This is a genomic window from Geodermatophilus sp. SYSU D00698 (assembly GCF_054050335.1).
On record NZ_JBJGZD010000005.1, the window covers coordinates 97,100 to 123,045 of the forward strand.

Here is a 25,946-nt window from a genome sequence, read left to right on the forward strand (position 1 = left end):
CGGTCCCTGACCGGGAGGGACCCTGCCGACGCCGGTCAGGCGGTCGCGGCGAAGACGGGGTCGACGGTGCGGCCGGCCATGAGGTCGGCGGCGCGCTCCGCGATCATGATCGTCGGCGCGTTGGTGTTGCCGCGGACCAGCGTCGGCATCACCGAGGCGTCGACCACCCGCAGGCCGTCGAGCCCGTGCACCCGCAGTTGCGGGTCCACGACGGCGGAGTCGTCCACGCCCATCCGGCACGAGGACACCGGGTGGTACAGCGACTCCAGCGTCTCCCGGACCTTCGCCCGCAGCGCGTCGGCCGTGCGCACCGTGCCGCCGGGCGACCACTCGGCGGCCAGCACCTGCGCCAGCGGGCCGACCGACGCGATCTCCCGCGCCTTCTCCACGCCGGTCACCAGCGCGTCGAGGTCGCGCTCGTCGGTGAGGTAGCCGGCGTCGATGGCCGGCGCCCACGTCGGGTCGGCCGAGCGCAGCCGCACCGAGCCGCGCGAGTGCACGTGCACCAGGACGGCAGCGGCGGTGAACGCGTCGACGTCGGGGTCGACCTCCGCCTGCCGCCAGAACTTGACCGGCAGGAAGTGGTACTGCAGGTCGGGCTGGCCGAGGTCCGGCCGCGAGCGGGTGAACAGCCCCGCCTCGGCCAGGTTCGACGACAGCGGCCCGCGGCGGGCGCCGAACCACTGCGCGTACCCCGACGGCGACTCCGCCCGGAGCAGCGACCTCCCCGACCGCACGTCCCAGACGACCGGCACCAGCGGGTGGTCCTGCAGCCCGCCGCCCACGCCGGGCAGGTCGTGGACGACGTCGACGCCGACCTCGCGCAGGTGCGCGCCCGGCCCGATGCCCGACAGCATCAGCAGCTGCGGCGAGTTCACCGCGCCGCCGCACAGCACGACCTCACCGGCCGCGTGCGCGGTGTGCGTCCGCCCGCCGCGCCGGTACTCGACGCCGGTGGCTCGCCCGCCCGAGACCAGCACCCGGGTGGTGAGCGCGCCGGTGAGCACGGTCAGGTTGGGCCGGCCGAGCGCCGGGCGCAGGTAGGCGTCGGCGGCCGACCAGCGGCGGCCCCGCCGCTGCGTCACCTGGTACCGGCCCACGCCCTCCTGGGCGGCGCCGTTGAAGTCGTCGTTGCGGGGGTACCCGGCGGCCACCGCCGACTCGACCACCGCGCGCGTCCACGGGTGCGGCGAGCGCAGGTCCTCCACCCGCAGCGGCCCGCCGACGCCGTGGAAGCGGTCGGCGCCGCGCGCGTTGTCCTCCATCCGCCGGAACAGCGGCAGCACCGACTCGTAGGACCACGACGGGTCACCGGTCAGCCGGGCCCACTCGTCGTAGTCGGCCGCCGCGCCGCGGACGTAGATCATCGCGTTGATCGACGACGACCCGCCCAGCAGCTTCCCGCGCGGCCAGAACAGCCCGCGCCCGCCGAGACCCGGCTGCGGCTCGGTGGTGTAGTTCCAGTCCCGCCGGGTGCGCCAGACCTTGTACAGCGCCGCGGGGATCCGCACCTCGAGGACGTCGTCGGAGCCGCCGGCCTCCAGCAGCAGCACCCGCACCGACGGGTCCTCGGTCAGCCGCGCGGCCAGCGCGCAGCCGGCGGAGCCGGCCCCGACGACGACGACGTCGAACTCGTCGCGCCCGTCGGCGCTCACCGGTGCCGCCCGTGCACCATGCCCATGACCCGCGCCACCGCGTCGAACGCGGCCGGCGGGCGGGCGAAGGACATGAGGTTGACCGGCAGCGCGTACCTCTGCCGGGTGATCGCCTTGGCGCGGGTGAACTCCCTGAGCCCGTCCTCGCCGTGGATCCGGCCGAAGCCGCTCTCGCCCACGCCACCGAAGGGGAGCGAGGGCACCCCGGCGAAGGTCAGCACCGAGTTGACACTGGTCATGCCGCTGCGCATCCGGCGGGCGAGGTCCATCGCGCGCGCCCTCGACCGCGAGAACACCGCGCCGGCCAGCCCGTACGACGTCGCGTTGGTGCGCTCCAGCGCCTCCTCGGCGTCGGCCACGCGGGTGATGGTCAGCGTCGGCCCGAACGTCTCCTCGCGGACCGCGGCCGACTCCTCGGGCACGTCGAGCAGCACCGTCGGCGCGACGTAGCCGGCGTGGGGGAGCCCGCCGTCCACCGTGCCGCCGAGGACCGCCCGGCCGCCGCGTGAGGTCGCGTCGTCGAGGTGCCGCCGCACGACGTCGGTCTGCGACGCCATGGTCATCGGGCCGTAGGCGGCCTCCTCGTCGGACCCCGGGCGCAGGGCGCGCACCCGCTCGGTCACCTCGGCGACGAAGGCGTCGTAGACCTTCTCCGTGGCGTAGACCCGCTCGATGCCGATGCACGTCTGCCCGGCGTTGCTCATGCCGCCCCAGACGGCGGCGTCGGCGGCGGCGGCCACGTCGGCGTCGTCGTCGACGATCATCGCGTCCTTGCCGCCGAGCTCCATGAGCACCGGGGTGAGCGTCTCGGCGCAGGCGGCCATGACCTTGCGCCCGGTGGCCCCGGAGCCGGTGAAGGCCAGCTTGTCCACGCCGGCCCGGCACAGCGCGGCGCCGGTCTCGCCGGAGCCGGTGACGACCTGGAGGGCGTCGGCGACGTCGGGGACGGCCGCGCGCCAGGCGGCGGCCAGCCACGCGCCGACGGCGGGGGTGGACTCCGAGGGCTTGAAGACGACGGCGTTGCCGGCGGCCAGCGCGTAGGCGATCGAGCCCATCGGCGTGAACACCGGGTAGTTCCACGGGCCGATGACGCCGACGACGCCCATCGGTTGGTACTCGAGGTAGGCGGCGTGGTTGGCCGCGAGCATCCCGGCGCGCACCCGGCGCGGGCCCAGCGTCTTCCGCGCGTGCGCGCCGGCCCAGGCCAGGTGGTCGATCGCGAGGGTGATCTCGAGGAGGGCGTCGGCGTGCGGCTTGCCGTTCTCCCGGTGCACCAGGTCGGCCAGCTCGTGCATCCGCCGGGCCAGGTAGCCGCGGTAGGCGGCCAGCCGCTGCCGGCGGCCGTCGAACCCGAGCCCGGCCCAGCGCGCGGCGGCCGGCCGGGCGCGCCCGACGGTCTCGCGGACGGCGTCGGCGTCGTGGACCGGGAAGACGCCGACGACGGCGCCGGTGGCCGGGTCCGTCGACTCGAAGGTCTGGGTGGTGGCGTGCCGGTCGACCGTGCCGGCTGCGGCGTCGGTGACCGTGTCCATCTGCTCGGCGAGCGACATGTGGCGCAGGTTACCCGGCAAGTTACTCACGCGTAGGTCCGGTCCACGACCCATGCTCGTGCCCGTGGCCGACCCCTTCGACACCGCGGGGCTGCGCCGCGGCGTGCTCGCCGCGTGGACCGACTCCCCGGCGCGCTTCCGCGAGGACGCCAACGCCGAGGAGGACCTGGTCCGCGGCGGCTACCGGGACCGGCTGCTGGTCGAGCTGGCGCAGAACGCCGCCGACGCCGCGGTGCGCGCGGGCGTGCCCGGGCGGCTGCGGCTGGAGCTGGCCACGGTGGGCGGCGGGGGAGAGGTGCTGCGGGCGGCCAACACCGGCGCCCCGCTGGACGCCGCCGGGGTGAACGGCCTGGCGACCCTGCGCGCCTCCGCCAAGCGCGACGAGGCGCGGACCGTCGGCCGGTTCGGGGTCGGGTTCGCCGCCGTCCTCGCCGTCTCCGACGAGCCCGCCGTCCACTCCACCACCGGCGGCGTGCGGTTCAGCGCGGCGCACACCCGCGCCGCGGTGGCCGACGTCCCCGCGCTCGCCGGCGAGCTGGCCCGCCGCGACGGCGCCGTGCCGGTGCTGCGGCTGCCGTGGCCGGCCGACGGGCCCCCGCCCGACGGGTTCGCCACCGAGGTCGTCCTGCCGTTGCGCGCCGGGTCGCGGGCCGCCGTCCGGGGCGCGCTGGAGGCGCTGGAGGCCGAGCTGCTGCTGGCGCTGCCGGGCCTCGCCGAGGTCGAGGTCGCCGTCGACGGCGCCGTCCGCACCCTGTCCTGCACGCGCACCCCGCCGCTGGCCCGGGTCCGCGACGGCGACCGCACCACCACCTGGCGGCTGGCCACCCGCAGCGGCGAGCTGCCCGCGGAGCTGCTGGCCGGCCGCCCGGTCGAGGAGCGCGCCCGCCGCGGCTACGACGTCACCTGGGCGGTGCCCCTCGACGACGGCCGGCCGGTCCCGCTGACCGGGCGCCAGGTGGTGCACGCCCCGACCCCGAGCGACGAGCCGCTGTCCCTGCCGGTCCGGCTCGTCGCGCCGTTTCCGCTCGGCCCCGACCGCCGGCACGTGGCGCCCGGCCCGGTCACCGACGCGCTGGTCGACGTCGCCGCGGACACCTACGCCGACCTGGTCACCGCGCTCCCGGCCGACCCCGCCGTGCTGGGCCTGGTGCCGCGCATCGGGCTGGCCGCCGCCGAGCTCGACGCCGCCCTGGGCTCCGCCGTCCTCGACCGGCTGCGCGCCGCGGCCTGGCTGCCGGCCGCCGACGACCCCGCCCGCCGGCAACCCCCGGACCGCGCCGCGGTCCTCGCCGACGATCCCGACGAGCGGGTCGCCGTCCTCGCCGGGGTCGTGCCCGGCCTGCTGCCGGCGGGCTGGTCCCGGCGCGACGGGGCACCCGCGCTGGCCGCTCTCGGCGTGCGGCGGGTCGGCCCCGCCGAGGTGGTGGAGGCCGTCTCCGGGATCGGCCGGCCGGCGGACTGGTGGGCGCGGCTGTATGCCGCCCTCGACGGCGCCGACCGCGAGGAGCTGCGCGCGCTGCCGGTGCCGCTGGCCGACGGGCGGACCGCGCCCGGCCCGGCCGGGGTGCTGCTGCCCGGTGAGGACCTGCCGGTCGCCCGGCTGGGCCCGCTGCACCTGCGGGTCGCCGACCCCGGCGCCGTCGCCGACCCGGCCGCCCGGCGGCTGCTCGAGCGGCTGGGCGCCCGCCCGGCGGCCGCCGCGGTCGTGCTCGCCGACCCGGCCGTGCGGGGCGCGGTGGAGGAGTCGGTCGACGCGGTCGAGGAGGGCTTCGACGACGGCGACCCGGCGGCGCTCGCCGAGGCGGTGCTCGCGCTGGTGGCCGCGGCCGGCACCGCGCCGGGGGAGCTGCCCTGGCTGGCCGAGCTCGCCCTGCCCGACGCCGAGGGCGCGTGGGCGCCGGCGGGGGAGCTGCTGCTGCCCGGCGCGCCGCTCGCCGCCGTCCTCCGCGACGGCGCGCTGGGGACGCTGGACCCGGGGTTCGCCGCCGCGCACGACCCGGCCGTGCTGCGCGCGGCGGGCGTGCTCGCCGAGTTCGCGCTGGTGCACGCCGACGACCCCGACGACCTCGACGTCGACGCCGCCGGCGAGTGGGCCGACGCCGTCCTCGACCGCCTGCCGCCCGGCGGACCCCCGCCGGCGTGGCCGCCGCTGACCGCCGTCCGGGACCTGGAGCTGGTCGCCGACTGGGCCGGCGCGCTGCCGCTGCTGGCCGCCGCGCCGGAGGAGGCGTGGGCCGACGTCGTCCTCGACGGGGTCGCCGTGCCCTGCTACCTGCGCTGGTGGCTGTCCACCCACCCGGTGCTCGCCGGCCGGCGCCCCGACCGGCTGTGCGCGCCCGGCAGCCGGGAGCTGCGGGGGCTGTACGACCCCGCCGACGGGCCCGCGGCGGTGCTCGGGCGGCTGCGGCTGCCGGCCACCGTCGACGACGTCCTCGCCGACGTCGACACCGCGCTCGACCTGCTCGACCGGCTCGGCGACCCCGCGCGCACGGTGCCGCCGCCGGTGCTGCGCACGGTCCACGCCCGGCTGGCGCGCGCGCTCGACGGCGTCGACGTCGACCCGCCGCGCCGCGTGCGGGTGGCGCCGGACCGGGTCGCCGACCCCGCGCGGGAGGCCGTCGCCGTGCTCGACGTCCCGTGGGTGCAGCCGCTGGTCGACGCGCTGCTGGTCCCGGCCGGCGGCGCGCCGGCGGCGGTGGCCGACCTGCTCGACCTGCCGCTGGCCGGCGAGCGGGTGCGGGCGGAGGTCACCAGCACCCCGGTGCGCCGGCAGCCGTGGGCGTCGGTGCCGGGAGCCGGCCTGGCCGCCGCCCGGCTGGGCGTGCCGGAGCTGACCGGCGAGGTCGCCGTCCACGAGCCGCTGCTGGCCGGCGGCCGGCCGGTGCCGTGGTGGCCCGGCGACGGCGTCGACCACGTGGACGGCAGCCCGGCCGCCCTCGGCCGGGCGCTGGCCTGGCGGGCTCGCGCCTGGCCGCTGCGGCAGGCGCTGGCCGAGGCGTTCGCCGACCCCGGCCGAGCCGCCGACCTCGCCGCGGAGGACGCGATCGGCTAGCCCGGCCGGGTGCTCAGAACCAGCGCGGGACGGCCTGGGCGCCGGGGGCGTGCCCGTGCGCGGAGGCCCGGCCGCCTGTCCTCCGGCCCCTCTGCAGGGGCCCGCCGCGAGCGTGCGAGCGGTGGGGGGCAGAGGGGTCCTTCGACCACTGCTCGGCGGACAGGGACCCGGCCCGGGTGGTCGGGGCGAGCCCCGCGGTCCGCAGCCAGCGGACCCCGGCGACGCCGGGCAACTGGGCGCGCAGGACCGGGCCCAGCGCCGCGCCGGGCGAGGCGAGCACGGCCGAGGCCAGCCGCTCGAAGGCGGCGGCGTCCGCGGGCGGGAGGGCGTCGCGCGCGGCGGCAGCCGCGGCGGGCAGGGGACGGGAGGGACGTGACACGGGTGCCTCCGGGAGGAGGTCGGACCGGCCGCGGGCGGCCGGCAGCCAGGGGAGGGGCGGAGGGGAGCGGGGAGCGGCGGCTCGACCCGCGGGCGTCCCGGTGGCAGGACGCGGACGTCGCGGCGAGGCGGTCGGCTCAGGAGCGCATGCCGCGACGGTAGGGAGCCCCGGCCCGGCCCGTCGAGTCCTTATCCGGGAGGCGGTTACCGCTGCGGGGCGTCGTCGGCGCCGGCCGAGCGGGCGGCCTTGCGCGCCTGGTGGGCCTCCCACCGCTCGCGGTCACGGGCGCGGGAGTCCGCGGTGCGCTCCCACCGGGCCTTGCGCCGGCGCGCGCGGACCATCTCCCGCTCCTCGAAGGAGGAGTGCGTGTCCCAGTCCCGGGCCATGACGAGCACCAGGAGGAGCACGGCCCCGAAGATGACCAGCCCGGCGGCGACGATCACGTCCGGGATCGCGAGGAACGCCACGACCGAGACCGCCGCCCAGATGAGGCCCGCCAGCACCAGTCGCCCGTTCACGCCGTCCAGTATCCCCGCGTCCGGTGAGCGGGGGCCGTCCCCGGGGTCCCGGGTGAGGAGTGCCTGGTCACGGCCCCGCGCGCCGCGGGCGACACGCCGGTCGACGCACGGTGGACACCTCGGTGCGGACCTTGCGCCCCATCCGTCCCGCGCCTACCGTCCGGGTTGCGGTTCAACATCCAGCCGTGCTCCGCCAATGCCGGACTCCGCGCCGTGGTGTGGCTCTCGAGCCGCTGTCCTCCGCACGGGCCCGCCCTCGATCGAGAGGCGCACCGTGACCACACTCTCCTCAGGCCCCCCGACGACCTCGGGCGCCGCCGACGACCTGCTGACCGTCGAGACCGTCTCCCTCGACGGCGTCACCCGGCTCCTGTGCGCCGGTGAGGTCGACTGCGCCAGCGCGCCGCTGCTCCGCCGTGAGCTCGACGGCGCCCTCGCCGCGGACCCGCGGGTGGTCACCGTGGACCTCGAGGCCGTGACCTTCCTCGACTCGGCCGGCCTGTCCGCGCTGGCGGTCGCGCACCGCACCGCCGAGGCGCAGGGCACCCGGCTGCGGGTGCTGGTCGGCACCCGGGCGGTGGCCCGGGCGCTGCAGGTCACCGGCCTCTGGGACCTGCTGGGCGTCGAGCAGGTCCGGCCCGGCGCCGGGGCCGGCGCCGCCTGACGGAGGGACTCCTCCCCCGTCTCCCACGCTCGCGGCGGGCCCCTGCGAGGGGGCCGCTCCCGACCTGACTGCGCGCGGCCCCTCGCCGGGGAGCACACTCGGCGGCGGTGCGGGGCCTGCCCGCCGGCCGAGTCGAGGAGGACGCCGTGCGTGACGCGGTCATCTGTGAGCCGCTGCGGACCCCGGTCGGGGGCTTCGGGGGGTCGCTGCGGGACGTGCCCGTGCAGGACCTCGCCTCCACCGTCGTCAGGGCGCTCATGGAGCGCACCGGCCTGCCGCCGGAGTCGGTCGACGACGTCGTCCTCGGCCACTGCTACCCGACCATGGAGGCACCGGCCATCGGCCGCGTCGCCGCGCTCGACGCCGGCCTGCCGGTGACCGCGAGCGGCATCCAGGTCGACCGCCGCTGCGGCTCGGGCCTCCAGGCGGTGCTGTACGCCGCGATGCAGGTGCAGACCGGCGCCGCCGACGTCGTGCTGGCCGGCGGTGCCGAGTCGATGAGCAACGCGCCGTTCTACTCGACCGCCATGCGCTGGGGCGTCAAGGCCGGCCCCGGCGTCCTGCTGCAGGACGGTCTGGCCCGCGGCCGCGTCACCGCCGGCGGCGTGAACCACCCGGTGCCCGGCGGCATGCTCGAGACCGCGGAGAACCTGCGCCGCGAGTACTCGATCGGCCGCGAGGAGCAGGACGAGTACTCCGTCCGCAGCCACCAGCGGGCCGCCGCCGCCACCGAGGAGGGCCGGTTCGCCGACGAGATCGTCCCGGTGACGGTCAAGGGCCGGAAGGGCGACACCGTCGTCGAGCGCGACGAGCACATCCGCCCCGACTCGAACGTCGAGACCCTCGCCAGGCTCCGCCCGATCATGGGCAGGGACGACCCCGAGGCCACCGTCACCGCCGGCAACGCCAGCGGCCAGAACGACGGGGCCGCGGTCTGCGTCGTCACCTCGCCGGAGAAGGCCGCCGAGCACGGGCTGCGCCCGCTGGCCCGCGTCGTGTCCTGGGCGGTGGCCGGCGTCCCGCCGCGGACCATGGGCATCGGCCCGGTCCCCGCGACCGCGAAGGCGCTGGACCTCGCCGGCCTCAAGCTCTCCGACATCGACCTCATCGAGCTCAACGAGGCCTTCGCCAGCCAGGTGCTGGCGGTGACCCGCGAGTGGGGCTTCACCGAGTCCGACTTCGACCGGATGAACGTCAACGGCTCGGGCATCTCGCTGGGCCACCCGGTCGGCGCCACCGGCGGGCGGATCCTCGCCACGCTGACCCGCGAGATGGACCGCCGCGGCGCCCGCTACGGCCTGGAGACCATGTGCATCGGCGGCGGGCAGGGCCTGGCCGCCGTCCTCGAGCGGGTGTGAGGACCCGCCCCGGCGGGTGACACCCCACCCGGCGTGTCCGGGGCTGCCCGGCATGATCGGCCGGCAGCCCCCGACCCCGAGGAGAACCTCCCCATGAGCGAGTCCCCCGCCCGCGTCGCCATCGTGACCGGCGCCGCCCGTGGCATCGGTGCGGCCACCGCGCTCCGCCTGGCCGCCGACGGCTTCGCCGTCGCCGTGCTCGACCTCGACGAGTCCTCGACCGCGGGCACCGTCCAGGCGATCGAGGCCGCCGGGGGGCGCGCGCTGGGGGTGGGGGCCGACGTCGGCGACGCCGAGCAGGTGCAGGCCGCCGTCGACCGGATCGCCGCCGAGCTCGGCCCGCCGGTCGTGCTCGTGAACAACGCGGGCGTCACCCGCGACAACATGCTGTTCAAGATGACCGACGCCGACTGGGACCTGGTCATGCACGTCCACCTGCGCGGCTCGTTCCTCATGACCCGCGCCTGCCAGAAGCACATGGTGGACGCGAAGTGGGGCCGGGTGGTCAACCTGTCGAGCACCTCGGCGCTGGGCAACCGCGGCCAGGCCAACTACGCCACCGCGAAGGCCGGGCTGCAGGGCTTCACCAAGACCCTCGCCATCGAGCTGGGCAAGTTCGGCGTCACCGCCAACGCGATCGCCCCGGGCTTCATCCAGACCGAGATGACCAGGGCGACCGCCGAGCGGATCGGCCGCGACTGGGAGGAGTACGTGGCCGAGCGCGCCGCGGCGATCCCGGTGGCCCGCGCCGGCGTCCCCGAGGACATCGCGCACACCGTCTCGTTCTTCGTCAGCGAGGGCGCGGGCTTCGTCTCCGGCCAGGTCGTCTACGTCGCCGGCGGCCCCCGCACCTGAGGAAGGCCCCCCACGCCTCGCACGCGCAGGCGGAGGGCCCCGCACGGGGGCCGTTCCCGCACGTCACTGCGACGGGTCGCGGTCGGGGTAGCGGGCGCGGGCCAGGGCGTAGACGCCGAACGCCGCGAACCCGGCCGCGACGACGGTGAGCAGCCACGGTCCCGCGCCGGTGTGGCCGATCGTGGTCACCGCGCCGTCCAGGCCGGTGGCGGTGGAGACGTCGGCCGTCGTCGCCGCGCGCCACAGCAGCACCCCGACGACGCCGAACGCCACGCCCTTCGCCACGTACCCGACCCGCCCGACGGCCTCGATCACCGGCTCCCACCGGTCGGGGGCGGCGGGCAGGTCGACGTCCTTCATGAAGCCGCCGGTGGCCCCGCGCCACAGCGAGTACAGCCCCACCGCGACGACGCCGGTGGCCGCGACCGCCACCGCCACCGCGCCGCCGGGCACCTCGAGGGTCTCGCCGGTCAGCTCGCGCAGCCGCTCGTCGGCCTCGTAGTCGGCGCCGACGGCGAACAGCAGCGCGGTGACGCCGAGGACGGCGTACACGAACGCCTTGGCCAGGCACTTGGCGCAGACGACGGCGGTGCGGGTGCGGTGCGCCGGGTCGAGCAGCCCGCGCCACCACAGCAGCACCTCACCGCCCTGCCAGAGCGCCAGCGCCAGCAGTCCCAGGCCGATCGCCCACAGCAGCACCGACCCGCCGGGGGTGCCGGCGACCGTCTCCAGCGCCCCGGTCTGGTCGGCGTCGGTGCCGCCGGCCCCGCGGGAGACCCGCCAGGTCAGCCAGCCGATGAGCAGGTGCACCACCCCGTAGGCGACGAGCCCGACGCGGGCGGTGGCCTCCAGCACCGGGTGGTCGGTGACCTCCCGGGCGGCCGCGACCGCCCGGTGCACACGGGAGAGCGGCCCCGTCACGTCCGCTCGGGGTAGCGCGCCCGGACGAAGCAGAAGACGCCGAACGCGGCGATGCCCACGGCCACCAGGGTCAGCAGCGCCTTCCCGAACGGGGCCTCGAGGATGGTGCGCATCGCGCCGTCGAGGCCCGAGACCTTGGCCGGGTCGACCGTGACCGCCGCGTAGACCAGCAGGGCGCCGACCACCCCGAACGCCACGCCCTTGGCCGGGTAGCCGACCTGGCCGAGCCGGGTGACCGTGCGGCGGGCGGCCGGGGGTGCGGCGGCGAGGTCGATCTCGTCGACGAAGCTCTTCCTGACGCCCTTGAGCACGTGGTGGACGCCGATGCCGATCACCACCAGGCCGGCCGCGCCGACCAGCCAGCGCCCGCCGGGCCAGCCGAACACGCCGGCCGCGGTCTGCTGCTGCTGGGCCGCGCTCGACTGGCCGGCGCCGGCGGCGAACCGGAACGCGGTCACCGCCAGCACGACGTAGACCACCGCCTTGGCCAGCGCCTTGACCGACTTCGTGACCGCCTTCTTCCGCAGCTCACCGGACGCCGACCAGCCGTACCGCCAGCGCAGCACCTCGGCGGCCTGCCACAGCGCGAGTGCGACCAGCCCGATGGCGAGCACCCACAGCAGCGGCTTGCCGACCGACGTGGCGGCGAGGGTGCCGAGCGCGCCGGACTGGTCGGCCGGCTGCCCGCCGCCACCCCAGGCCAGCTGCAGCGCCAGCCAGGCGACCAGCAGGTGGACGACGCCGTAGGCGACCAGCCCCACGCGCGCCAGGTTCTCGAGGGCGTCACTCCTGCCGGACCTGCCCGCCGCCGTCCCCGTTCCGGTCATGGCCGCCCTCCTCGGTCCGCTCCTGTGCCGCGTCAGCGTGGCACGCGGACGGCCGCCGCGCCGGTCAGCCGACCGGGTGCCGGGCCCGGGCCAGCAGGTAGACGGCGAAGGAGGCCAGCCCGGTGGCGACGACGACCAGCAGCCACCGGCCGTAGGGCTCCCCGGCGACGGCGCGCAGCGCCCCGTCGAGACCGGTGGCGCGCGCCGGGTCGAAGGTCGCCGCGGCCCAGCCCACGATGCCGCCGACGAGGACCAGCGCCACGCCCTTGAGCACGAAGCCCAGCTGGGCGAACCGGTGGGTGAGCCGGCACAGCGCCGGGGCGACGGTGCGGAGGTCGATCTCCCCGAGGAAGTCCGACCGCAGGCCCTTGCGCACGTGGTAGAGCCCGATGCCGACGACGACCGCCGCGACGCCCACCACCAGCTCCTGTCCGGCCGGCCACGACAGCACGCCCCGCACGGCCTCGCGGTCCTCGGCGGGCGGCTGCACCAGGCCCAGGGCCTGCCGGACCGCCGCCACCGCCAGGTAGCCGTAGAGGGCCGCCGTCCCCACGGTCTTGACCACCTGCACCAGCGCCGCGCGGCGCTCGCGGCCCGGCGGCGGCAGCCGGTGGTGGTGGCGCAGCACCTCGACCGCCTGCCACAGGCACAGGCCGGCCAGCGCGCCGGCCAGCACCCACAGCAGGACGTTGCCCAGCGGGGTGGCGGCGAGCAGGGCGAGCGCGCCGGCGGAGTCGGTCGACTCGGCGGGGGTGACCAGCCCGGGCGTGCCCCAGCCCAGCTGCAGCGCCAGCCAGGCGACCAGCAGGTGGATGAGGGCGTAGCCGACCAGCCCGGCGCGGGCGACGTGCTCGAGCAGGCGGCTGCGGGCAGCGCGCTGCGGCGCCCGGACCCCGCCCTCGGTCACGCCGCCCCCGTCGTCCTCGCCCGTGCGCCTGCTCGCGCGGGACCCGAGCGTCGCACGCGCCGGGCCGCCGCGCCGGGTCCGGCGGCCGATGCGGGACACTGGGCGTCGTGGTCAACGCGACGACGGCACGCACGAAGACAGGTCCCGCTCCTCTCCGCACGGAGCGGGACGTCGCCCGCCGCGCCTGGCCGCTGCGCGCCGCCCTCGGTGTCGTGCTCGTCGTCCTCGCGGTGCTCGCCGTCGTGACCGGGGACCTCGGCGCCCGGCTGCTGCTGGGGGGGCTGGGCGTCCTCGCCGCCGCCCGCGGCGCCGGGCTGCTGCGCGCCGGGTCGGTCCCGGCCGGGGCGGCCGCCGTCGCCGGCGGGGTCGCCGCGGTCGCGGTCGCCGTCGTCTCCGCCGCCGCGACCGGCTGGGTGCTGCTCGCCGGCGTCCCGCTGGTGCTGCTCGCCGGCTCGGCCGTGGCGTTCGCCCGCGGGGGCGCCGCCCGCCGCGGCGGCGCGGCGCTGCTGGTGTGGACGGTGCTGGTCGGCGCGCTGCTCGCCGGCACGCTCGCCGTCCAGGGCGCCGGCCGCGCCGCCGACGTCGCCACGGTGGTCGCCGCCCTGGCCACCGGCCTGGCGGCGGTGCCGCTGCTGGTCGCCGCGGCCGGCCTGCGCGCCGTCGCCACCGCCCCGGTCCCGGCCCGTCCGGCCGGGTGCGCGGGCTGCGCCTGCTCGGCCGGCGGCTGCGGCGTCCCGCAGGCCGGCTGACGCGGCCGCTCCGGTCGCGAGTTCCCACCCGCTGCCGTTCCGTCGCGGCGGTGCCGTGGGTAGGGGACCGGGCGTGAGTGCACACGTCTTCGTCGTCGGCGCCGACCTGACCCGCCTGTCCTGCGACGACGTCCTGGTGCCCACCGGCCGGACGCTGCGCGTCGCCGCCAGCTGGCGGGCGCTGCTGCCCGACGACCTGGTCACCGACGAGGACGCCGACGGCGTGTGCGTCGACCTGGCGTGGCACGGCGACGAGCGGGTGCTCGAGGTCCCCGGCAGCGGGCCGCGGCGGGCCTGGCTGCTCGACACCGTCGACGACCGCGGCCGCGGGCTGGGCTGGCTGCTCGACGGCGCCCGCGAGGCGCTGGCCGCCGTCGCCCGCCGCGAGGTGACCGAGCCGGTGCACGGCCGGGCGCGGCGGCTGGTCGGGCTGCCGGCGCTGGGCACCGGCTGGGGCGGGGCGGCCGGGCGGCGCGGCGACCTGCTGCAGCAGCTGCTGCCGGTGCTGCGCGAGGCCGCGGACGAGCACGGCTTCGACGTCGCGCTGGTGCTGCGCGGGCCCAGCGACCTCGCCGCCGCCCAGCGGGTGCGCCGCGGCGACGACGGTGGCTGGGACCTGCCCGAGCCGCTGAGGGCGCTGGCCGAGCAGCTGGGGGAGCGCGCCCGCCGCGGCCAGCTGGCGCTGTTCATCGGCGCCGGGGTCAGCGCCGCCGCCGGCCTGCCGACGTGGGAGGAGCTGCTCGGGGAGCTGGCCGCCCGCTCCGGCCTCGACGACGACCTGCGCGAGGGGCTGTCCCGGCTGCCTCCCCAGGACGCCGCGGCGCTGCTGGCCCGGGAGCTCGGCCGCGACGAGCTCGAGCGGTTCGTGCAGGAGCGCTTCGGCCCCGGGCCGTACGCGCTGGCGCACGCGCTGATCGCCGACCTGCCGGTGCAGGAGTTCGTGACCACCAACTACGACCCGCTGGTCGAGCTCGCCGCCGCCGACATGGGCCGGGAGCTGTCGGTGCTGCCCTACGACGAGCCCCGGCCCGGCCGGCCGTGGCTGCTCAAGCTGCACGGCGACGCCGCGCACCCGGCCGGCGTCGTGCTGACCCGCGAGGAGTACCTGCAGCTCGGCGACTCCCGCGCCGCGCTCTCCGGCGTCCTGCACTCGCTGCTGCTCACCCGGCACGTGCTGTTCGTGGGCACCTCGATGCTCGACGACGACCTGATCCGCATCGCCCACCAGGTGCGCAGCGCGGTGCAGGTGCCCGGGCGCGAGCCGCGCCGCCGCTCCGGCACGGTGCTCGCGCTGCGCGAGGACGCCGCCCGCAGCCGGCTGTGGGAGCAGGACGTCGAGACCGTGGCGATGGGCGGGCCGGACGCCCCGCCGGCCGAGGCCGCGCGCCGGCTCGAGGTGCTGCTGGACCTGCTCGGCTGCCTGTCCACGCCGCCCACCGGCTACCTGCTCGACCCGGCCTACCGCGGGATGCTCTCGGACGAGGAGCGGGTGCTGGCCGAGGCGCTGCAGCCGGTCGCCGAGCGCCTGCCGGAGGGGGCGTCGACACCGTCGGCGGCGGGGGAGGTGGCCGCGCTGCTGCGCCGCCTGGGCGCCGGGCGGTCGGCCGGTGCGCGCGACGGGTCCGGCGACGACCGGCCCGCCGACGACCGCCCCGTCGACGAGGCCACCGACGCCCGCGACGACCGGCTGCAGCAGCAGCGCCCGGGCTGAGGTCGGCCCCACCCGGCCGGGGTTGACCCGCCCGCGTACGGGGAACCGCGGGACCCATGCGCCTGGAGAACTCCCTCGCCCTGCTCACCAAGGGCTACGCCTGGCTGCCCGACCTGCGCCGCGCCCGCGGCCGGCACGCCGTCGGGACGCGGCTGGGCGGCCTGCCCGCGGTCGGCATCGAGGGTCCCGAGGCGGCGCGGTTCCTCTACGACGAGGACCACGTGCACCGCGCGCACGCCATCCCCGAGCCGGTGCAGGGCACGCTGTTCGGCAAGGGCGCGGTGCACACCCTGGACGGCGAGGCGCACCGGGTCCGCAAGGCGATGTTCGTCCGGGTGCTCATGGACCCCGCCGCGATCGACGCGCTCGCCGAGCGGGCCGGCGCCGCCTGGGACGGCGCCGCCCGCGAGTGGTCCGGCCGCCCGGAGTTCGTGCTGTTCGACGAGTCGGCGCGGGTGATCGCCGGCGCGGTCACCCGCTGGGCCGGGATCACGGTCGCCGACGACGAGGTGCCCGCGCTGGCCCGCGACCTGCTGGCGATGGTCGACGGCTTCGCCACCGGCGGGCCGCGGCACTGGCGCGCGCGGCGGGCCCGCGGCCGGCGGGAGGAGTGGCTCGCCGGGATCGTCCAGCGGGTCCGGTCCGGCGAGCTGGTCGTGCCGGCGGGGTCGGTGCTGCAGGTCGTGGCCGCGCACCGGGACGCCGACGGCGGGCTGCTCGACCCGCGGGTGGCCGCCGTCGAGCTGCTCAACGTCATCCGCCCGACCACCGCCGTCGCCTGGTTCCTGGCCTTCTCCGGGCACGCGCTCGCCACCTGGCCCGACTACCGCGGCAAGCTGGCCGCCGCCGACGCCCCCTTCGCCGAGGCGTGGGCCCACGAGGTGCGGCGCTTCTACCCCTTCGCGCCGTTCATCGGCGGCCGGGCGCCGCAGCGGCTGGAGTTCGCCGGGCAGACGATCCCCAAGAACGCGATGGTGCTGCTGGACCTGTACGGGCAGAACCACGACCCGGACCTGTGGGAGGAGCCCTACGCCTTCCGCCCCGAGCGGTTCCTCGACCGGGGGATCGGCGAGTTCGACCTGGTGCCGCAGGGCGGCGGCGACCCGCGGACCAACCACCGCTGCCCCGGCGAGCAGATCACGGTCGCGCTGCTCGCCGCGCTGGCGCCCCGGCTGGCCCGGCTGCGGGCGGACTTCGCCCCCGGCCAGGACCTGACCATCCCGCTGCACCGCATTCCCGCCCTGCCGGCCAGCCGCGTGGTCATGCAGCCGCGCTGACCGGGTCCCTCCGCGCACGCTCGTGCTCTGCCCCGCCCGTGGGGGCAGAGCACGAAGAGAGGGCCGACGGGTGTCCCTCCACGCGCTCGTGCTCTGCCCCGTATGTGGGGGCAGAGCACGAGCGTCCGCGGAGGAGGGGTCACCGGGGGTCGAGCCACCAGAGCACGGCCTCGCCGTCGCAGCGGGCGGTCACCGCGATGCGGCCGTCGTCCCCGGCGTGCAGGTACCCGGCCAGCTCGTCGCACAGGCCGAGCGGCGCCCCCACCGCTCCCGTCCGGACGTCGACGACGACCACCGACGCCGCGGCCGACTCCTGCTGCAGCGTCAGCCACAGCGCCGTCCCGTCGAACTCGGCGTCGGTGACCGGCGTGCCGCGGAAGGCGCCGTCGGCGGTGAGCACCGTGGGCTCGGTCGCGCCCACGCCGACGGTCACCACGTGCTCGCGGTCGGCGCCGTCGGCGTCGGCGCCGCGGACCACCGCGTACACGGTGCCGTCTCCGACCACGACCAGGTCCTGGACCCCGGTGCGGACGAAGCCGGGCGTGAGGTCGACCGGCGCGCTCCGCGGCAGGAGGTCCGGCGTCAGGGGCAGCAGCAGGCTGCGGGCCGGCGCTCCCGTGTCGGGTCCCGGGGTCGTCGCGGCCAGGACCACGCGGGAGCCGTCGGGGGACACCGCCACCGCCCCGACCTCCGCGGAGGTGGGCTCGACCCCGTCGACGGCGAGGTCGACGTCCGCCGAGGCCCGGACCGCGCCGGTGGCCGGGTCCACGGCGAGCAGCAGCGGGGGACCGGCGCTGCGGGACACGGCCACGTACAGGACGCCGTCGGGGCCCAGGGCCGCGGCCGAGCCGGTGAGCAGCGCGTCCCCGGGGACGGCGACCGGGAGGGTGGCGGTGACCGTCCCGGTCGCCGGGTCGACGACCTGCAGCGCGTAGCCGACCGGTCCCGCGCCCGGCCACACCGGCCCGGCCACCACGGCCGCACCCCCGGAGCCGAACGCGGTGTCCGGGCGGGAGCCGGGCGCCAGCTCCGCCGTCGCCTGGACCGTCGTGCCGTCCGGGCCGACGACGGCCAGCGCGGCGCCCGGCGCGGTGCCGTCCGCGGTGCCGTCCGCGGTGCCGTCCGCGGTGCCGTCCGCGGTGTCGTCACCGGCCAGCACGACGAGCGTGGTGCCGTCCGGGCCGGCGGAGACCCCGCGGGCGTCGGTGCGGTCGCCGGCCGGGACGGTGCCGGGCGCGGACACGGTGGTGCGCGCGACCTCGGCCGCCGGCGTGGCGGACCAGGGCTCGGCCGCCGGGCCCGGGGAGCATGCGGTCGTCGCGAGCAGCGCGGCGGGGAGCAGGGCGGACACGGTCAGCAGGCGGGAGCGGGACACACCGTCCACCCTCCGGACCGCGCTTGCACCGCACTGCGCCCGCGGTTGGACCCCGCTAGGCCGCCTCGGCCGCCAGCCGGCCGAGCACCGCGGGCAGCGGGCCGGGGGAGAGCACGGTCAGCCGCTGGGTGGCGCGGGTGAGCGCGACGTAGAGGTCGTTGAGCCCGCGCACGCCCTCGTCCAGCACGCCCTGCGGGTCGGCGACCACCACCGAGTCGAACTCCAGGCCCTTGGCCTCGCCCGGGGTGAGCACCACCGGCCCCAGCGAGGAGTCCGCGCCCGGCCCGGACTGCACGTCCGGCCGCAGCGCCGCGAGCGCCGCGACGACGCCGGCGACCCGGCTCGGCGGCACGAGCACCGCCGTCGTCCCCTCCCGGCCGGTGAGGTCCGCGGCCACCGCGGCGACCCGCCCGGCCAGCGCGGACTCCCCGGTGACCTCCGCGACCGGCGGCGTGCCGCCGGTGCGCACCGACCGCGGCGGCCGCAGCCCGGTGCCCGTCGCGGCCAGCACGTCGGCGGCCACCGCCATCACCTCGGCCGGGGTGCGGTAGTTGACGGTCAGCTCCTCCAGCCGGAACGCGTCGCCGACGTGCGGGCGCAGGACGGCGTCCCACCGCTGCGCGCCGCCGAGGCTGCCGGTCTGCGCGACGTCGCCGACGACGGTCATCGACCGGGTCGGGCAGCGGCGCACCAGCAGCCGCCACGCCATCGGCGAGAGCTCCTGCGCCTCGTCCACGACGACGTGCCCGAAGGTCCACGTGCGGTCGGCGGCCGCCCGCTCGGCGGTGGTGCGCAGGTCCAGCTCGCGCTGCCGGTCGGCGAGGTCCTCGGCCGAGAGCAGGTCGCCGGCACTGAGCACCTCGGCCTCCAGGTGCTCGTCCTCCAGGTCCACCGACCGGGAGCCGTGCAGCACGTCGAGGGTCTCCTGGGCCCGCTGCAGCGCGCGGCGGCGGTCCCGGTCGGCGCGGGCGCGCTGCGCGCTGTCGTCGAAGCCGAGCAGCTCCTCGGCCTCCTCCAGCAGCGGGACGTCGGCCGGGGTCCACTGCACCGGTGACGCGGCGCTGCCGCGCGGGCGGTGCAGCAGCGCGCGGTCGGCGTCGGACCAGCCGGGGGTGGCCGCGGCGATCCGCGCCGGGTCGGCGAACAGGTCGGTGAGCAGCCGCTCGGGGGTCAGCACCGGCCACAGCTCCGCCAGCAGCGACCGCACGCCCGGGTCCTCGCTCACCTCGCGGCGCAGCGCGGCGACGTCCTCCCGGTCGAGCAGACCCGCGCCGCCGTCCACGTCCCGGCCGAGCCGGTCGGCGTAGCGCTTGGTCAGCGTGTCGACGACGCGGCGGACGAACACCGGCCGGGCCAGGTTGTGCAGCGGGTCCGCGCGGCGCGCCGCGTTCTGCGCGCGGGTGACGTCGATCGGCCGCAGCCGCAACGCGAACCCGTCCACCTCGACCTCCCGCGGCGCGGCGGGCACCACCTGCCGGTCGGCGATGGCGGCGCGCAGCACGTCGACCATCTCCAGCCGGCCCTTGACCGCCGCGCTCTCCGGCGGCTCCTCGCCCCGGGCATCCAGGCCCGGGCGCAGCTGCCCGAGCCCGGCCAGCAGCACGCCGGTCTCGCCGAGGGAGGGCAGCACATCGGCGATGTAGCGCAGGAAGGTCGGCGTCGGGCCGACGACGAGCAGGCCGCGGCGGGCCAGCCGCTCGCGGTGCGTGTAGAGCAGGTAGGCCGCCCGGTGCAGCGCGACGGCGGTCTTGCCGGTGCCCGGCCCGCCCTGGACGACGAGCACGCCCGCGGCGTCGCTGCGGATCACCCGGTCCTGCTCGGCCTGGATGGTGCGGACGATGTCGGTCATCCGCCCGGTGCGCGAGGCGTCGAGCGCGGCCAGCAGCGCGGTCTCGCCGGTCAGGCCGGAGCCCATGACGCCGTCGGTGAGCACCTCGTCGTCGAGGCGGACGACGGTGCGCCCGCGGGTGCGGATGTGCCGGCGGCGCACGATGCCCAGCGGCTGCACCGGCGTCGCGACGTAGAACGGCCGGGCCGCGGGGGCCCGCCAGTCGACCAGCGCCGGGTCCTGCGCGGGGTCGTCGCCGGGCAGGCCGATCCGGCCGACGTAGAGGGCGCCGCCGTCGTCGGCGCGGTCGATGCGGCCGACGACCAGCCCGGCCTCGGCGGCGTCGAGCGCGACCACCCGCTCGCCGTGGAAGCGGACGGTGGCGTCGCGCTCCTGCAGCGCCTGCGGGTCGACGGCCGGCCAGGTGATCGCCTGCCGCCAGCGGGTGCTGGCCAGCTCGCGGGCCGCGTCCAGCCGGCGGTACAGGTCGGTGACGTACTCCTGCTCGAGGGCCACCTCGGTGTCGAGGCCAGCGGTGTCGAGGCCTGCGGTGTCGAGTTCTGCGGCGTCGAGGTCGGGGTCGGGGACGACGTCGGACGGGCTCGCCGGCAATGCACTTCCCTCTGCTAGAATGGTCGGCAATCTCTCTTCGGTGCCATTCCGGCGCCATTCCTGACGCGCGCGGCAATCGACCATCCTGCGCCTGTCCACCCCCCGCTGTCACCTCTGCGCCGCGTGTCGGCGGGAGGGATCCACCACGGGCGCGGCCGGCCGGGCCCCCGTGGCCCCGGCCGGCCGGACTCCGGATGCGTGCGGTCAGAACAGGCCGGCCAGCTCGCGCAGCGCGGTGGTGACCGTGTCGCCGGTCCACTCGTGCGCGGTGTCCCCGGTGGCGGTGTCCCCGGCAGAGGTGTCCTGGGCGGCGGTGAACGTGCCGCCGTCCGCCGGCTCGATCCCGCTGTCGTCGGAGTCGGAGGTCAGGCCGTAGCCGTACTCGACCGACACCTCCCAGTAGATCCAGCCGTCGGCCTCGGCGAAGACGTAGGTCACCGACGCGTAGGCGTAGGAGGTCGGGGCCATCGGCTCGGACCAGTCGGCGTACCCGTCGTCGTCGACGTCGTAGGCGGCGGCGTCCAGGTAGCCGTCGAGGTCGGAGTCGGCGCCCCACACGTCGGGCAGGCCGTTGCCGGTGGTGTCGACGCCGACCTCCTCGACGTAGCCGTCCTCGTCGCCGTCGAAGGCGAAGGTGTCGGCCCAGCCGTCGAGGTCGGTGTCGACGGCGACCTGCTCGACGTAGCCGTTCTCGTCCCAGTCGACCGCCCAGGTGTCCTCGTAGAGGTCGCCGCTGTCGTCGAAGGCGTACAGGTCGACGTAGCCGTTGGCGTCGGTGTCGTAGGCGTTGTAGGCGACCGAGCCGGCCGACGCGGTGCCGGCGGTGGCGAGCACGGCGGCGAACGCGGTCGCGGGGACGGCGGTGCGCAGCAGGGTCCGGGTCAGGGCGGTGCGGGTCAGGGCGGTGCGGGTCATGGCAGTGCCTCCTCGGTGGTCGAGCCGCTGTCCGGCTCGCTGCGAGGACGCTCCCGCGCGCCTCCTGTACGGGACTGGGCACCGACTGGAGGCCCGGCTTGCACCCGCGTCCCAGTGCGCTGCCAGTGGCTCGTGGCGTGATCGGTGGGGAGCCGGGGGAGACCGTGCCGTCCCGCAACCCGCAGGACACCTCCCCGACATCCCGGCTGCCTACCGTCGGAGGCTCCCGGACGACAGGGGAGAACACCATGTCCACGACCACGACCGAGCGCCCCACCGAGCGGGCGTCCTGGACCTGCCCGAACTGCCACGGCGAGACCACCACGGCCAAGAAGCGCTGCCGGGACTGCGGCACGTCGCGCTTCTGACCCCTGCGGGAGCGGGCTCGTCGTCGCGCCCGCTCCCTCGGCCCGCCCTCAGTGCGAGGGCGGGGCACCCCGCAGCCGGACCACCGCCGCGCGGTAGCGCGCCCGCCCGGCCAGCCGCCAGACCAGCCGGGTCCCCCGGCCCAGCCCCGCCATCAGCCGCGCCTGCTCCGCCGGTGCGGCGTCCTCGAGGGCCAGCCCCAGCACCGTCAGCCGCTCGCGCGCCGACAGCGCCGGCCGCGCGGCGTGCACGATCGCCGTCCACTCCCGCGCCGGCAGGTGCGCCTCCAGCAGCGGCAGCAGCTCCCGCTCCTCGGCCGCGGTCTGCGCGTCCACGACGGCCGCGAGGTCCAGGCAGGCCAGCGCGAAGGCGTCGCGGGCCGGCGGCGTGCCGGCGACCGCCCACTGCCGGGCGGCGGTGGACAGGTCGCGCAGGCGGTTGTCGACGGCTGCGCAGCGGGTGGTCCACGCGGCGACCCGCGCCCGCGCGGGCCCCGCGGCGCCGGCCGGCACCGCGCGCTCCAGGGCCGGCCACAGCAGCTCGCGCTCCACGGCGTGGTGACCCAGCAGCACCCGCCCGACGAGGTCGGCGTGCCGGGTCAGGGCCGCGGTGCGCGCGGCGTCGCCGGGCGGCGCCCAGGTCGCCAGCTCGGCCAGGGTCCGCAGCTCCCGGCGGACCAGCCGGTGCAGGACGCGCTGGGAGTCGCCGGCCCGGGTCGCGGCGGGCACCTCCGCGGCGGGTGCGGGGGGACGCAGGGAGGTCGGGACGGCGGTCACGGGGCACCTCCGGTGCAGCTCACGGGGGGAGGGACCGGACCGGTCTCGTCCGGGACGGGGGCAGGGTAGGAGCCCGCCGGGCCAGGGGACAGGGGTCCGTGCGCGACCGGGCGGGGACAGGGACGCCCGCGTCCGTTACCGTCCCCGGGGTGACGGTGGTCACCCGGAACTGCGTGCGCGTGAGCGGGCCGGAAGGGGCCCGGCCGATGGTGCTCGCGCACGGGTACGGCTGCGACCAGACGATGTGGCGGGCCCTGGTGCCCGAGTTCGCCGTCGACCACCGGGTGGTCACCTTCGACCACGTCGGCGCCGGCGGGTCCGACGTCTCCGCCTACGACCCCGTCCGCCACGGCTCCCTGCGCGGCTACGCCGAGGACCTCCTCGACGTCGTCCGGGAGCTGGACCTGACCGACGTGGTCCTCGTCGGCCACTCGGTGAGCGCGATGATCGGCGTGCTGGCCGTGCGGGCCGACCCCGGCCGGTTCGGGGCGCTGGTGATGATCGGCCCGAGTCCGCGCTACGTCGACGACGAGGACTACACCGGCGGCTTCAGCCGGGCCGACGTCGTCGCGCTGCTGGAGTCGCTCGACAGCAACCCGGCGCAGTGGGCGGCGGGACTGGCCGCGGTGGTCGCCGGACCGGACCACCCCGACGTGGCCGCGGAGCTGGCCGCGAGCTTCTGCCGCACCGACCCCCGCATCGCCCGCGACTTCGCCCGCGTCACGTTCCTCTCCGACAACCGCGCCGACCTCCCCGCGCTCCGGGTCCCGACCCTGGTGCTGCAGTGCTCCGACGACGCCATCGCCCCCGAGCCCGTCGGCCGGTTCGTGCACGCGCAGGTGCCCGGCAGCGTCTTCACGCGGCTGGCCGCCACCGGGCACTGCCCGCACCTGTCCGCGCCCGAGGAGACGACCGCGGCGATCCGCGCCTTCCTCGGGGGCCCGGCCGGCCCGTGACCGACCCCGCACCGCCCCCGGACCGGCTCGAGCAGCAGCAGCCGGAGGGTCTCGCGCGGCTGCTGGAGGAGGACCCCGCCGACCTCTACGAGAACGCCCCCTGCGGCTACCTGTCGATGGTCCCGGACGGGCGGGTGGTCAAGGTCAACCGCACCTTCTGCACCTGGACCGGCCGGGAGCCCGGCGACGTCCGCGGCCGGCGGCTGCCGGACCTGCTCAACGCCGGTGGCCGGGTGTTCTACGAGACCCACCTCGCGCCGCTGCTGCGGCTGCAGGGGGCGGTCCGCGAGGTGGCGCTCGACGTCGTCCGCGCGGACGGGTCGGTGCTGCCGTGCCTGCTCAACGCGGTCGAGGTCCGCGACGAGGACGGGCAGCCGCTGCTGGTGCGCGCCACGGTGTTCGAGGCGACGTCGCGGCGCCGCTACGAGCGGGCGCTGCTCACCGCGCAGCGGGCGGCGGCCGAGTCGGAGGCGCGGGCGCGGACGCTGCACCAGGTCGTCTCCGAGCTGGCCGCGGCGGCGTCGGCCGAGCAGGTCGCCGAGGTCGTCGTCCGCCGGGCGCGGGCGGCGGTGGAGGCCGGCGGCGCCGCGCTGTGGCTGGCCGTCCCCGGGCCGGAGGGTGCGCCGCTGCCGGTCGCCCTGGCCGCCAGCGACCACGTGGCGCCGCCCCTGCTCGGCGAGCTGGCCGCCGCGGCGCGGGACGGCGCGGAGCTGGTCCGCACCGGCGGGGTGCGGTCGGTGCCGGTCGGGCCGGCGCTGCGCGACCGGTGGCCGGGACTGGCGGAGGCGATGGTCGAGGCCGGGCAGGAGGCGGTCGTCGTCGTGCCGGTGTCGGCCGCCGACGACCGGCACCTCGGCGCGCTGGTGCTGGTCCTCGGTGTGACCGACGACAGCGAGCTGATCAGCCTGACGGAGCCCGGCGCGCGCGGCTCCCTGGCGCCGGCCGACGCCGACCTGCTGGCCACCCTCGGCCGGCAGGCCGGGCAGGCGCTCGAGCGGGTCCGGCTGCACGAGGAGACCGTGCGGCAGGCGGCCCGGTCGACGTTCCTGCTCGAGGCCGCCCGGCTCATGGCCGCCGGGCACGGGGTCACCGAGACGATCGCGGAGCTCGCCGAGCTGACGGTCCGCCGGCTGGCCGACGTCTGCGTCGTCGACGTGCTGACCGAGCACGGGCTGGTCGAGCCGGTGGTCGCGCACGCCGACCCGGCCCGCCGCCCCCTGGTCGAGGAGCTGCGCGACGTCCACCTGCCCCGCCGCGACGGCTCCCACCCGAGCGTGCGGGCGATGACCCAGCACCGCACGGTCTGGCTGCGCGGCGGGGCCGACGCCGAGCTCGCCCGGGCCACCACGAGCCCGCGGCACCGGGAGGTCACCCGGGCGCTGGAGCTGGCCGACCTCGTCTGCGTGCCGCTGGTCGCGGAGAACCGGCCGCTCGGGGTGATCTCGCTCGGCGCCGACGTGCGCCGCGGCCCGTTCAGCGAGGCCGACGTCGAGACCGCCGAGCAGCTCGCGCTGCAGATGTCGCAGGGCATGGACGTGGCCCAGCGGCACGAGCTGGAGGAGCGGACCTCGCACACGCTGCAGGCCAGCCTGCTGCCGCCCGCGCCGCCGGAGGTGCCGGGGTACGCCGTCGCCGTCCGCTACCTGCCGGCCAGCCGCGGTGCCGACGTCGGCGGCGACTTCCACGACGTCGTGCCGCTGCCCGGCGGCGAGGTGGCGCTGGCGGTCGGCGACGTCGTCGGTCACGACGTGACGGCCGCGGCGACGATGGGCCAGCTGCGCAGCGTGCACCGCGCGCTGCTGGTGGACCGGCCGGGGCCGGCGGCGCTGGTCGACCGGCTGCACGGCAGCTGGCCGCTGCTGGGCCTGCCGCGGATGGCCACCGCGCTGTTCGCCCGGCTGCACCCGCCCACCGGCGGGCTGCGGATCGCCTCGGCCGGCCACCTGCCGCCGCTGCTGGTCGAGGACGGGCGGGCCGGGCTGCTCGACGTCCGCCCGGGCCGGTTGCTCGGCGCCCCGCCGGGTCCCGCTCCGGAGTGGCGGGGCCGGCTGCGGCCCGGCGCCACGCTCGTCCTGTTCACCGACGGCCTGGTGGAGAGCCGCACCGCCGACATCGACGCGGGGCTGGACCGGCTGCGCGCCGTCGCCGCCGCGGCCCCCGGTGACACGGACCCGGACGCCCTCTGCGACCGGCTGCTCGACGCCCTGGCCGGGCCCCGCCGCGCCGACGACGTCGCCCTGCTCGTGCTCACGCGGCTGCGGGTGGAGGGTCTGGCGGGCGGGGGTGAGGAGGCGGACCATCGCAGCCACCGCCCCACCGGCGGGGCCTTGCGCGAGGAGGCGGCCGTGGAGCAGACGCGCAGTGAGCTGACCGACGTGCTCGAGGGCGCGACCGGGGACGTCTCGGTCTCCGGTGACGCGATGCGCTGGACGCCGGGGCCGGCGGAGCCGCCCGAGCCGGCCCCCGGCTTCCCGGGGGTCGACGTCGCGGCGGGGCTCGGCTCCGTGCTGGGGCTGGACCCCGTCGCGGTGCGCCGGCTGGTCTCCGGCGCCGTCGACCGGCTGACGACGGTCGCCGGCGACGTGGCCGGCGGGCTGCGCCAGCTCGCCCGGGACGCGTTCCCCGGCGGCGACGACCGCGGCTGACGGCGTCCCCGCCCGGCGGCCGGAGGGGGTCCGACACACCCCGGCGCGGG

General features: G+C 77.9%; 20 protein-coding genes. 9 read left to right on the forward strand and 11 right to left on the reverse strand.

Translation table 11 applies throughout. The annotated features are described in order from the left end of the window. Window positions 1–35 precede the first annotated feature (35 nt). Together ACI8AB_RS06505 and ACI8AB_RS06510 are read right to left on the reverse strand one after the other, a co-directional pair. Window positions 36–1,655, reverse strand: a complete 1,620-nt coding sequence (locus tag ACI8AB_RS06505; protein ID WP_456949423.1) for a GMC family oxidoreductase — start codon at window positions 1,653–1,655, stop codon at window positions 36–38. Beyond that, a complete protein-coding gene (locus ACI8AB_RS06510) occupies window positions 1,652–3,205 on the reverse strand; it encodes an aldehyde dehydrogenase family protein (RefSeq protein ID WP_456949424.1) in 1,554 nt (517 codons plus the stop codon). The genes ACI8AB_RS06505 and ACI8AB_RS06510 overlap by 4 nt, the downstream gene beginning before the upstream one ends. 64 nt (window positions 3,206–3,269) lie before the next feature. Between ACI8AB_RS06510 and ACI8AB_RS06515 the strand changes: the two genes are divergently transcribed. Then, window positions 3,270–6,257: a sacsin N-terminal ATP-binding-like domain-containing protein gene (locus ACI8AB_RS06515; RefSeq protein ID WP_456949425.1), complete on the forward strand. Its 2,988-nt coding sequence runs from the start codon at window positions 3,270–3,272 to the stop codon at window positions 6,255–6,257. 13 nt (window positions 6,258–6,270) lie between these two features. Here the strand turns inward: ACI8AB_RS06515 and ACI8AB_RS06520 are convergent, their stop codons facing one another. Further along, window positions 6,271–6,636, reverse strand: a complete 366-nt coding sequence (locus tag ACI8AB_RS06520) for a hypothetical protein (RefSeq protein ID WP_456901928.1) — start codon at window positions 6,634–6,636, stop codon at window positions 6,271–6,273. A 203-nt stretch (window positions 6,637–6,839) separates the two neighbouring features. Continuing rightward, window positions 6,840–7,154 carry a hypothetical protein gene (locus ACI8AB_RS06525; RefSeq protein ID WP_456949426.1) on the reverse strand — a complete coding sequence of 105 codons (315 nt, stop codon included), beginning with the start codon at window positions 7,152–7,154 and terminating at the stop codon, window positions 6,840–6,842. Window positions 7,155–7,428: 274 nt separating this feature from the next. Here ACI8AB_RS06525 and ACI8AB_RS06530 point away from each other — a divergent pair, with 274 nt between their 5' ends. The 3 genes from ACI8AB_RS06530 (at window position 7,429) to ACI8AB_RS06540 (ending at window position 10,031) form a co-directional block, all read left to right on the forward strand. After that, window positions 7,429–7,818 (forward strand): STAS domain-containing protein, encoded by a 390-nt coding sequence (locus tag ACI8AB_RS06530; RefSeq protein ID WP_456949427.1) that lies wholly within the window; start codon window positions 7,429–7,431, stop codon window positions 7,816–7,818. A 146-nt stretch (window positions 7,819–7,964) separates the two neighbouring features. Next, window positions 7,965–9,176, forward strand: a complete 1,212-nt coding sequence (locus tag ACI8AB_RS06535; protein ID WP_387992855.1) for an acetyl-CoA C-acetyltransferase — start codon at window positions 7,965–7,967, stop codon at window positions 9,174–9,176. Between the two features lie 93 nt (window positions 9,177–9,269). Next, complete coding sequence (locus tag ACI8AB_RS06540) at window positions 9,270–10,031, forward strand: SDR family oxidoreductase (RefSeq protein ID WP_387992857.1); 762 nt, start codon at window positions 9,270–9,272, stop codon at window positions 10,029–10,031. 63 nt (window positions 10,032–10,094) lie between these two features. On the opposite strand, the gene ACI8AB_RS06545 is transcribed toward ACI8AB_RS06540, so the two are convergent. The 3 genes from ACI8AB_RS06545 to ACI8AB_RS06555 all read right to left on the reverse strand — a co-directional run bounded on the left by ACI8AB_RS06545 (window position 10,095) and on the right by ACI8AB_RS06555 (window position 12,686). Beyond that, a complete protein-coding gene (locus ACI8AB_RS06545; RefSeq protein WP_456949428.1) occupies window positions 10,095–10,952 on the reverse strand; it encodes a DUF1206 domain-containing protein in 858 nt (285 codons plus the stop codon). Next, the gene (locus ACI8AB_RS06550) at window positions 10,949–11,779 is read right to left on the reverse strand and encodes a DUF1206 domain-containing protein (protein WP_456949429.1); all 831 of its coding nucleotides are present in this window, start codon (window positions 11,777–11,779) and stop codon (window positions 10,949–10,951) included. Before ACI8AB_RS06550 ends, ACI8AB_RS06545 begins: the two co-directional genes overlap by 4 nt. A gap of 64 nt (window positions 11,780–11,843) precedes the next feature. After that, window positions 11,844–12,686 carry a DUF1206 domain-containing protein gene (locus ACI8AB_RS06555; RefSeq protein ID WP_456949430.1) on the reverse strand — a complete coding sequence of 281 codons (843 nt, stop codon included), beginning with the start codon at window positions 12,684–12,686 and terminating at the stop codon, window positions 11,844–11,846. Window positions 12,687–12,793: 107 nt separating this feature from the next. Here ACI8AB_RS06555 and ACI8AB_RS06560 point away from each other — a divergent pair, with 107 nt between their 5' ends. The 3 genes from ACI8AB_RS06560 (at window position 12,794) to ACI8AB_RS06570 (ending at window position 16,423) form a co-directional block, all read left to right on the forward strand. Next, complete coding sequence (locus ACI8AB_RS06560) at window positions 12,794–13,435, forward strand: hypothetical protein (protein ID WP_456949431.1); 642 nt, start codon at window positions 12,794–12,796, stop codon at window positions 13,433–13,435. A gap of 73 nt (window positions 13,436–13,508) precedes the next feature. Further along, entirely contained in the window at window positions 13,509–15,146 is a 1,638-nt protein-coding gene (locus ACI8AB_RS06565) for an SIR2 family protein (RefSeq protein ID WP_456949432.1), read from the forward strand. Between the two features lie 56 nt (window positions 15,147–15,202). Then, window positions 15,203–16,423, forward strand: a complete 1,221-nt coding sequence (locus tag ACI8AB_RS06570; RefSeq protein ID WP_456949433.1) for a cytochrome P450 — start codon at window positions 15,203–15,205, stop codon at window positions 16,421–16,423. Window positions 16,424–16,562: 139 nt separating this feature from the next. Here ACI8AB_RS06570 and ACI8AB_RS06575 read toward each other — a convergent pair whose 3' ends face one another. The 4 genes from ACI8AB_RS06575 to ACI8AB_RS06590 form a co-directional block, all read right to left on the reverse strand. After that, on the reverse strand, window positions 16,563–17,798 hold the full coding sequence (locus ACI8AB_RS06575; protein ID WP_456949434.1) for a hypothetical protein: 1,236 nt from the start codon (window positions 17,796–17,798) through the stop codon (window positions 16,563–16,565). A gap of 55 nt (window positions 17,799–17,853) precedes the next feature. Continuing rightward, the gene (locus ACI8AB_RS06580; RefSeq protein ID WP_456949435.1) at window positions 17,854–20,238 is read right to left on the reverse strand and encodes a HelD family protein; all 2,385 of its coding nucleotides are present in this window, start codon (window positions 20,236–20,238) and stop codon (window positions 17,854–17,856) included. Window positions 20,239–20,442: 204 nt separating this feature from the next. Further along, the gene (locus ACI8AB_RS06585) at window positions 20,443–21,153 is read right to left on the reverse strand and encodes a hypothetical protein (protein WP_456949436.1); all 711 of its coding nucleotides are present in this window, start codon (window positions 21,151–21,153) and stop codon (window positions 20,443–20,445) included. 416 nt (window positions 21,154–21,569) lie between these two features. Continuing rightward, window positions 21,570–22,295, reverse strand: a complete 726-nt coding sequence (locus tag ACI8AB_RS06590; RefSeq protein WP_456949437.1) for a hemerythrin domain-containing protein — start codon at window positions 22,293–22,295, stop codon at window positions 21,570–21,572. Window positions 22,296–22,444: 149 nt separating this feature from the next. On the opposite strand from ACI8AB_RS06590, the gene ACI8AB_RS06595 reads away from it, so the two are divergent. Then, window positions 22,445–23,251, forward strand: a complete 807-nt coding sequence (locus tag ACI8AB_RS06595) for an alpha/beta fold hydrolase (RefSeq protein WP_456949438.1) — start codon at window positions 22,445–22,447, stop codon at window positions 23,249–23,251. Next, window positions 23,248–25,896, forward strand: coding sequence for a SpoIIE family protein phosphatase (locus ACI8AB_RS06600; protein WP_456949439.1), 2,649 nt, complete (start codon window positions 23,248–23,250; stop codon window positions 25,894–25,896). Before ACI8AB_RS06595 ends, ACI8AB_RS06600 begins: the two co-directional genes overlap by 4 nt. The last annotated feature ends 50 nt before the right edge of the window (window positions 25,897–25,946 follow it).

What these genes read in the sequence shown, in the direction of transcription:
- ACI8AB_RS06510 (WP_456949424.1), bottom strand. Translation starts at nt 3,205, where the DNA reads ATGTCGCTCGCCGAGCAGATGGACACGGTCACCGACGCCGCAGCCGGC.
- ACI8AB_RS06585 (WP_456949436.1), bottom strand. Translation starts at nt 21,153, where the DNA reads ATGACCCGCACCGCCCTGACCCGCACCGCCCTGACCCGGACCCTGCTG.
- ACI8AB_RS06570 (WP_456949433.1), top strand. Translation starts at nt 15,203, where the DNA reads ATGCGCCTGGAGAACTCCCTCGCCCTGCTCACCAAGGGCTACGCCTGG.
- ACI8AB_RS06550 (WP_456949429.1), bottom strand. Translation starts at nt 11,779, where the DNA reads ATGACCGGAACGGGGACGGCGGCGGGCAGGTCCGGCAGGAGTGACGCC.
- ACI8AB_RS06540 (WP_387992857.1), top strand. Translation starts at nt 9,270, where the DNA reads ATGAGCGAGTCCCCCGCCCGCGTCGCCATCGTGACCGGCGCCGCCCGT.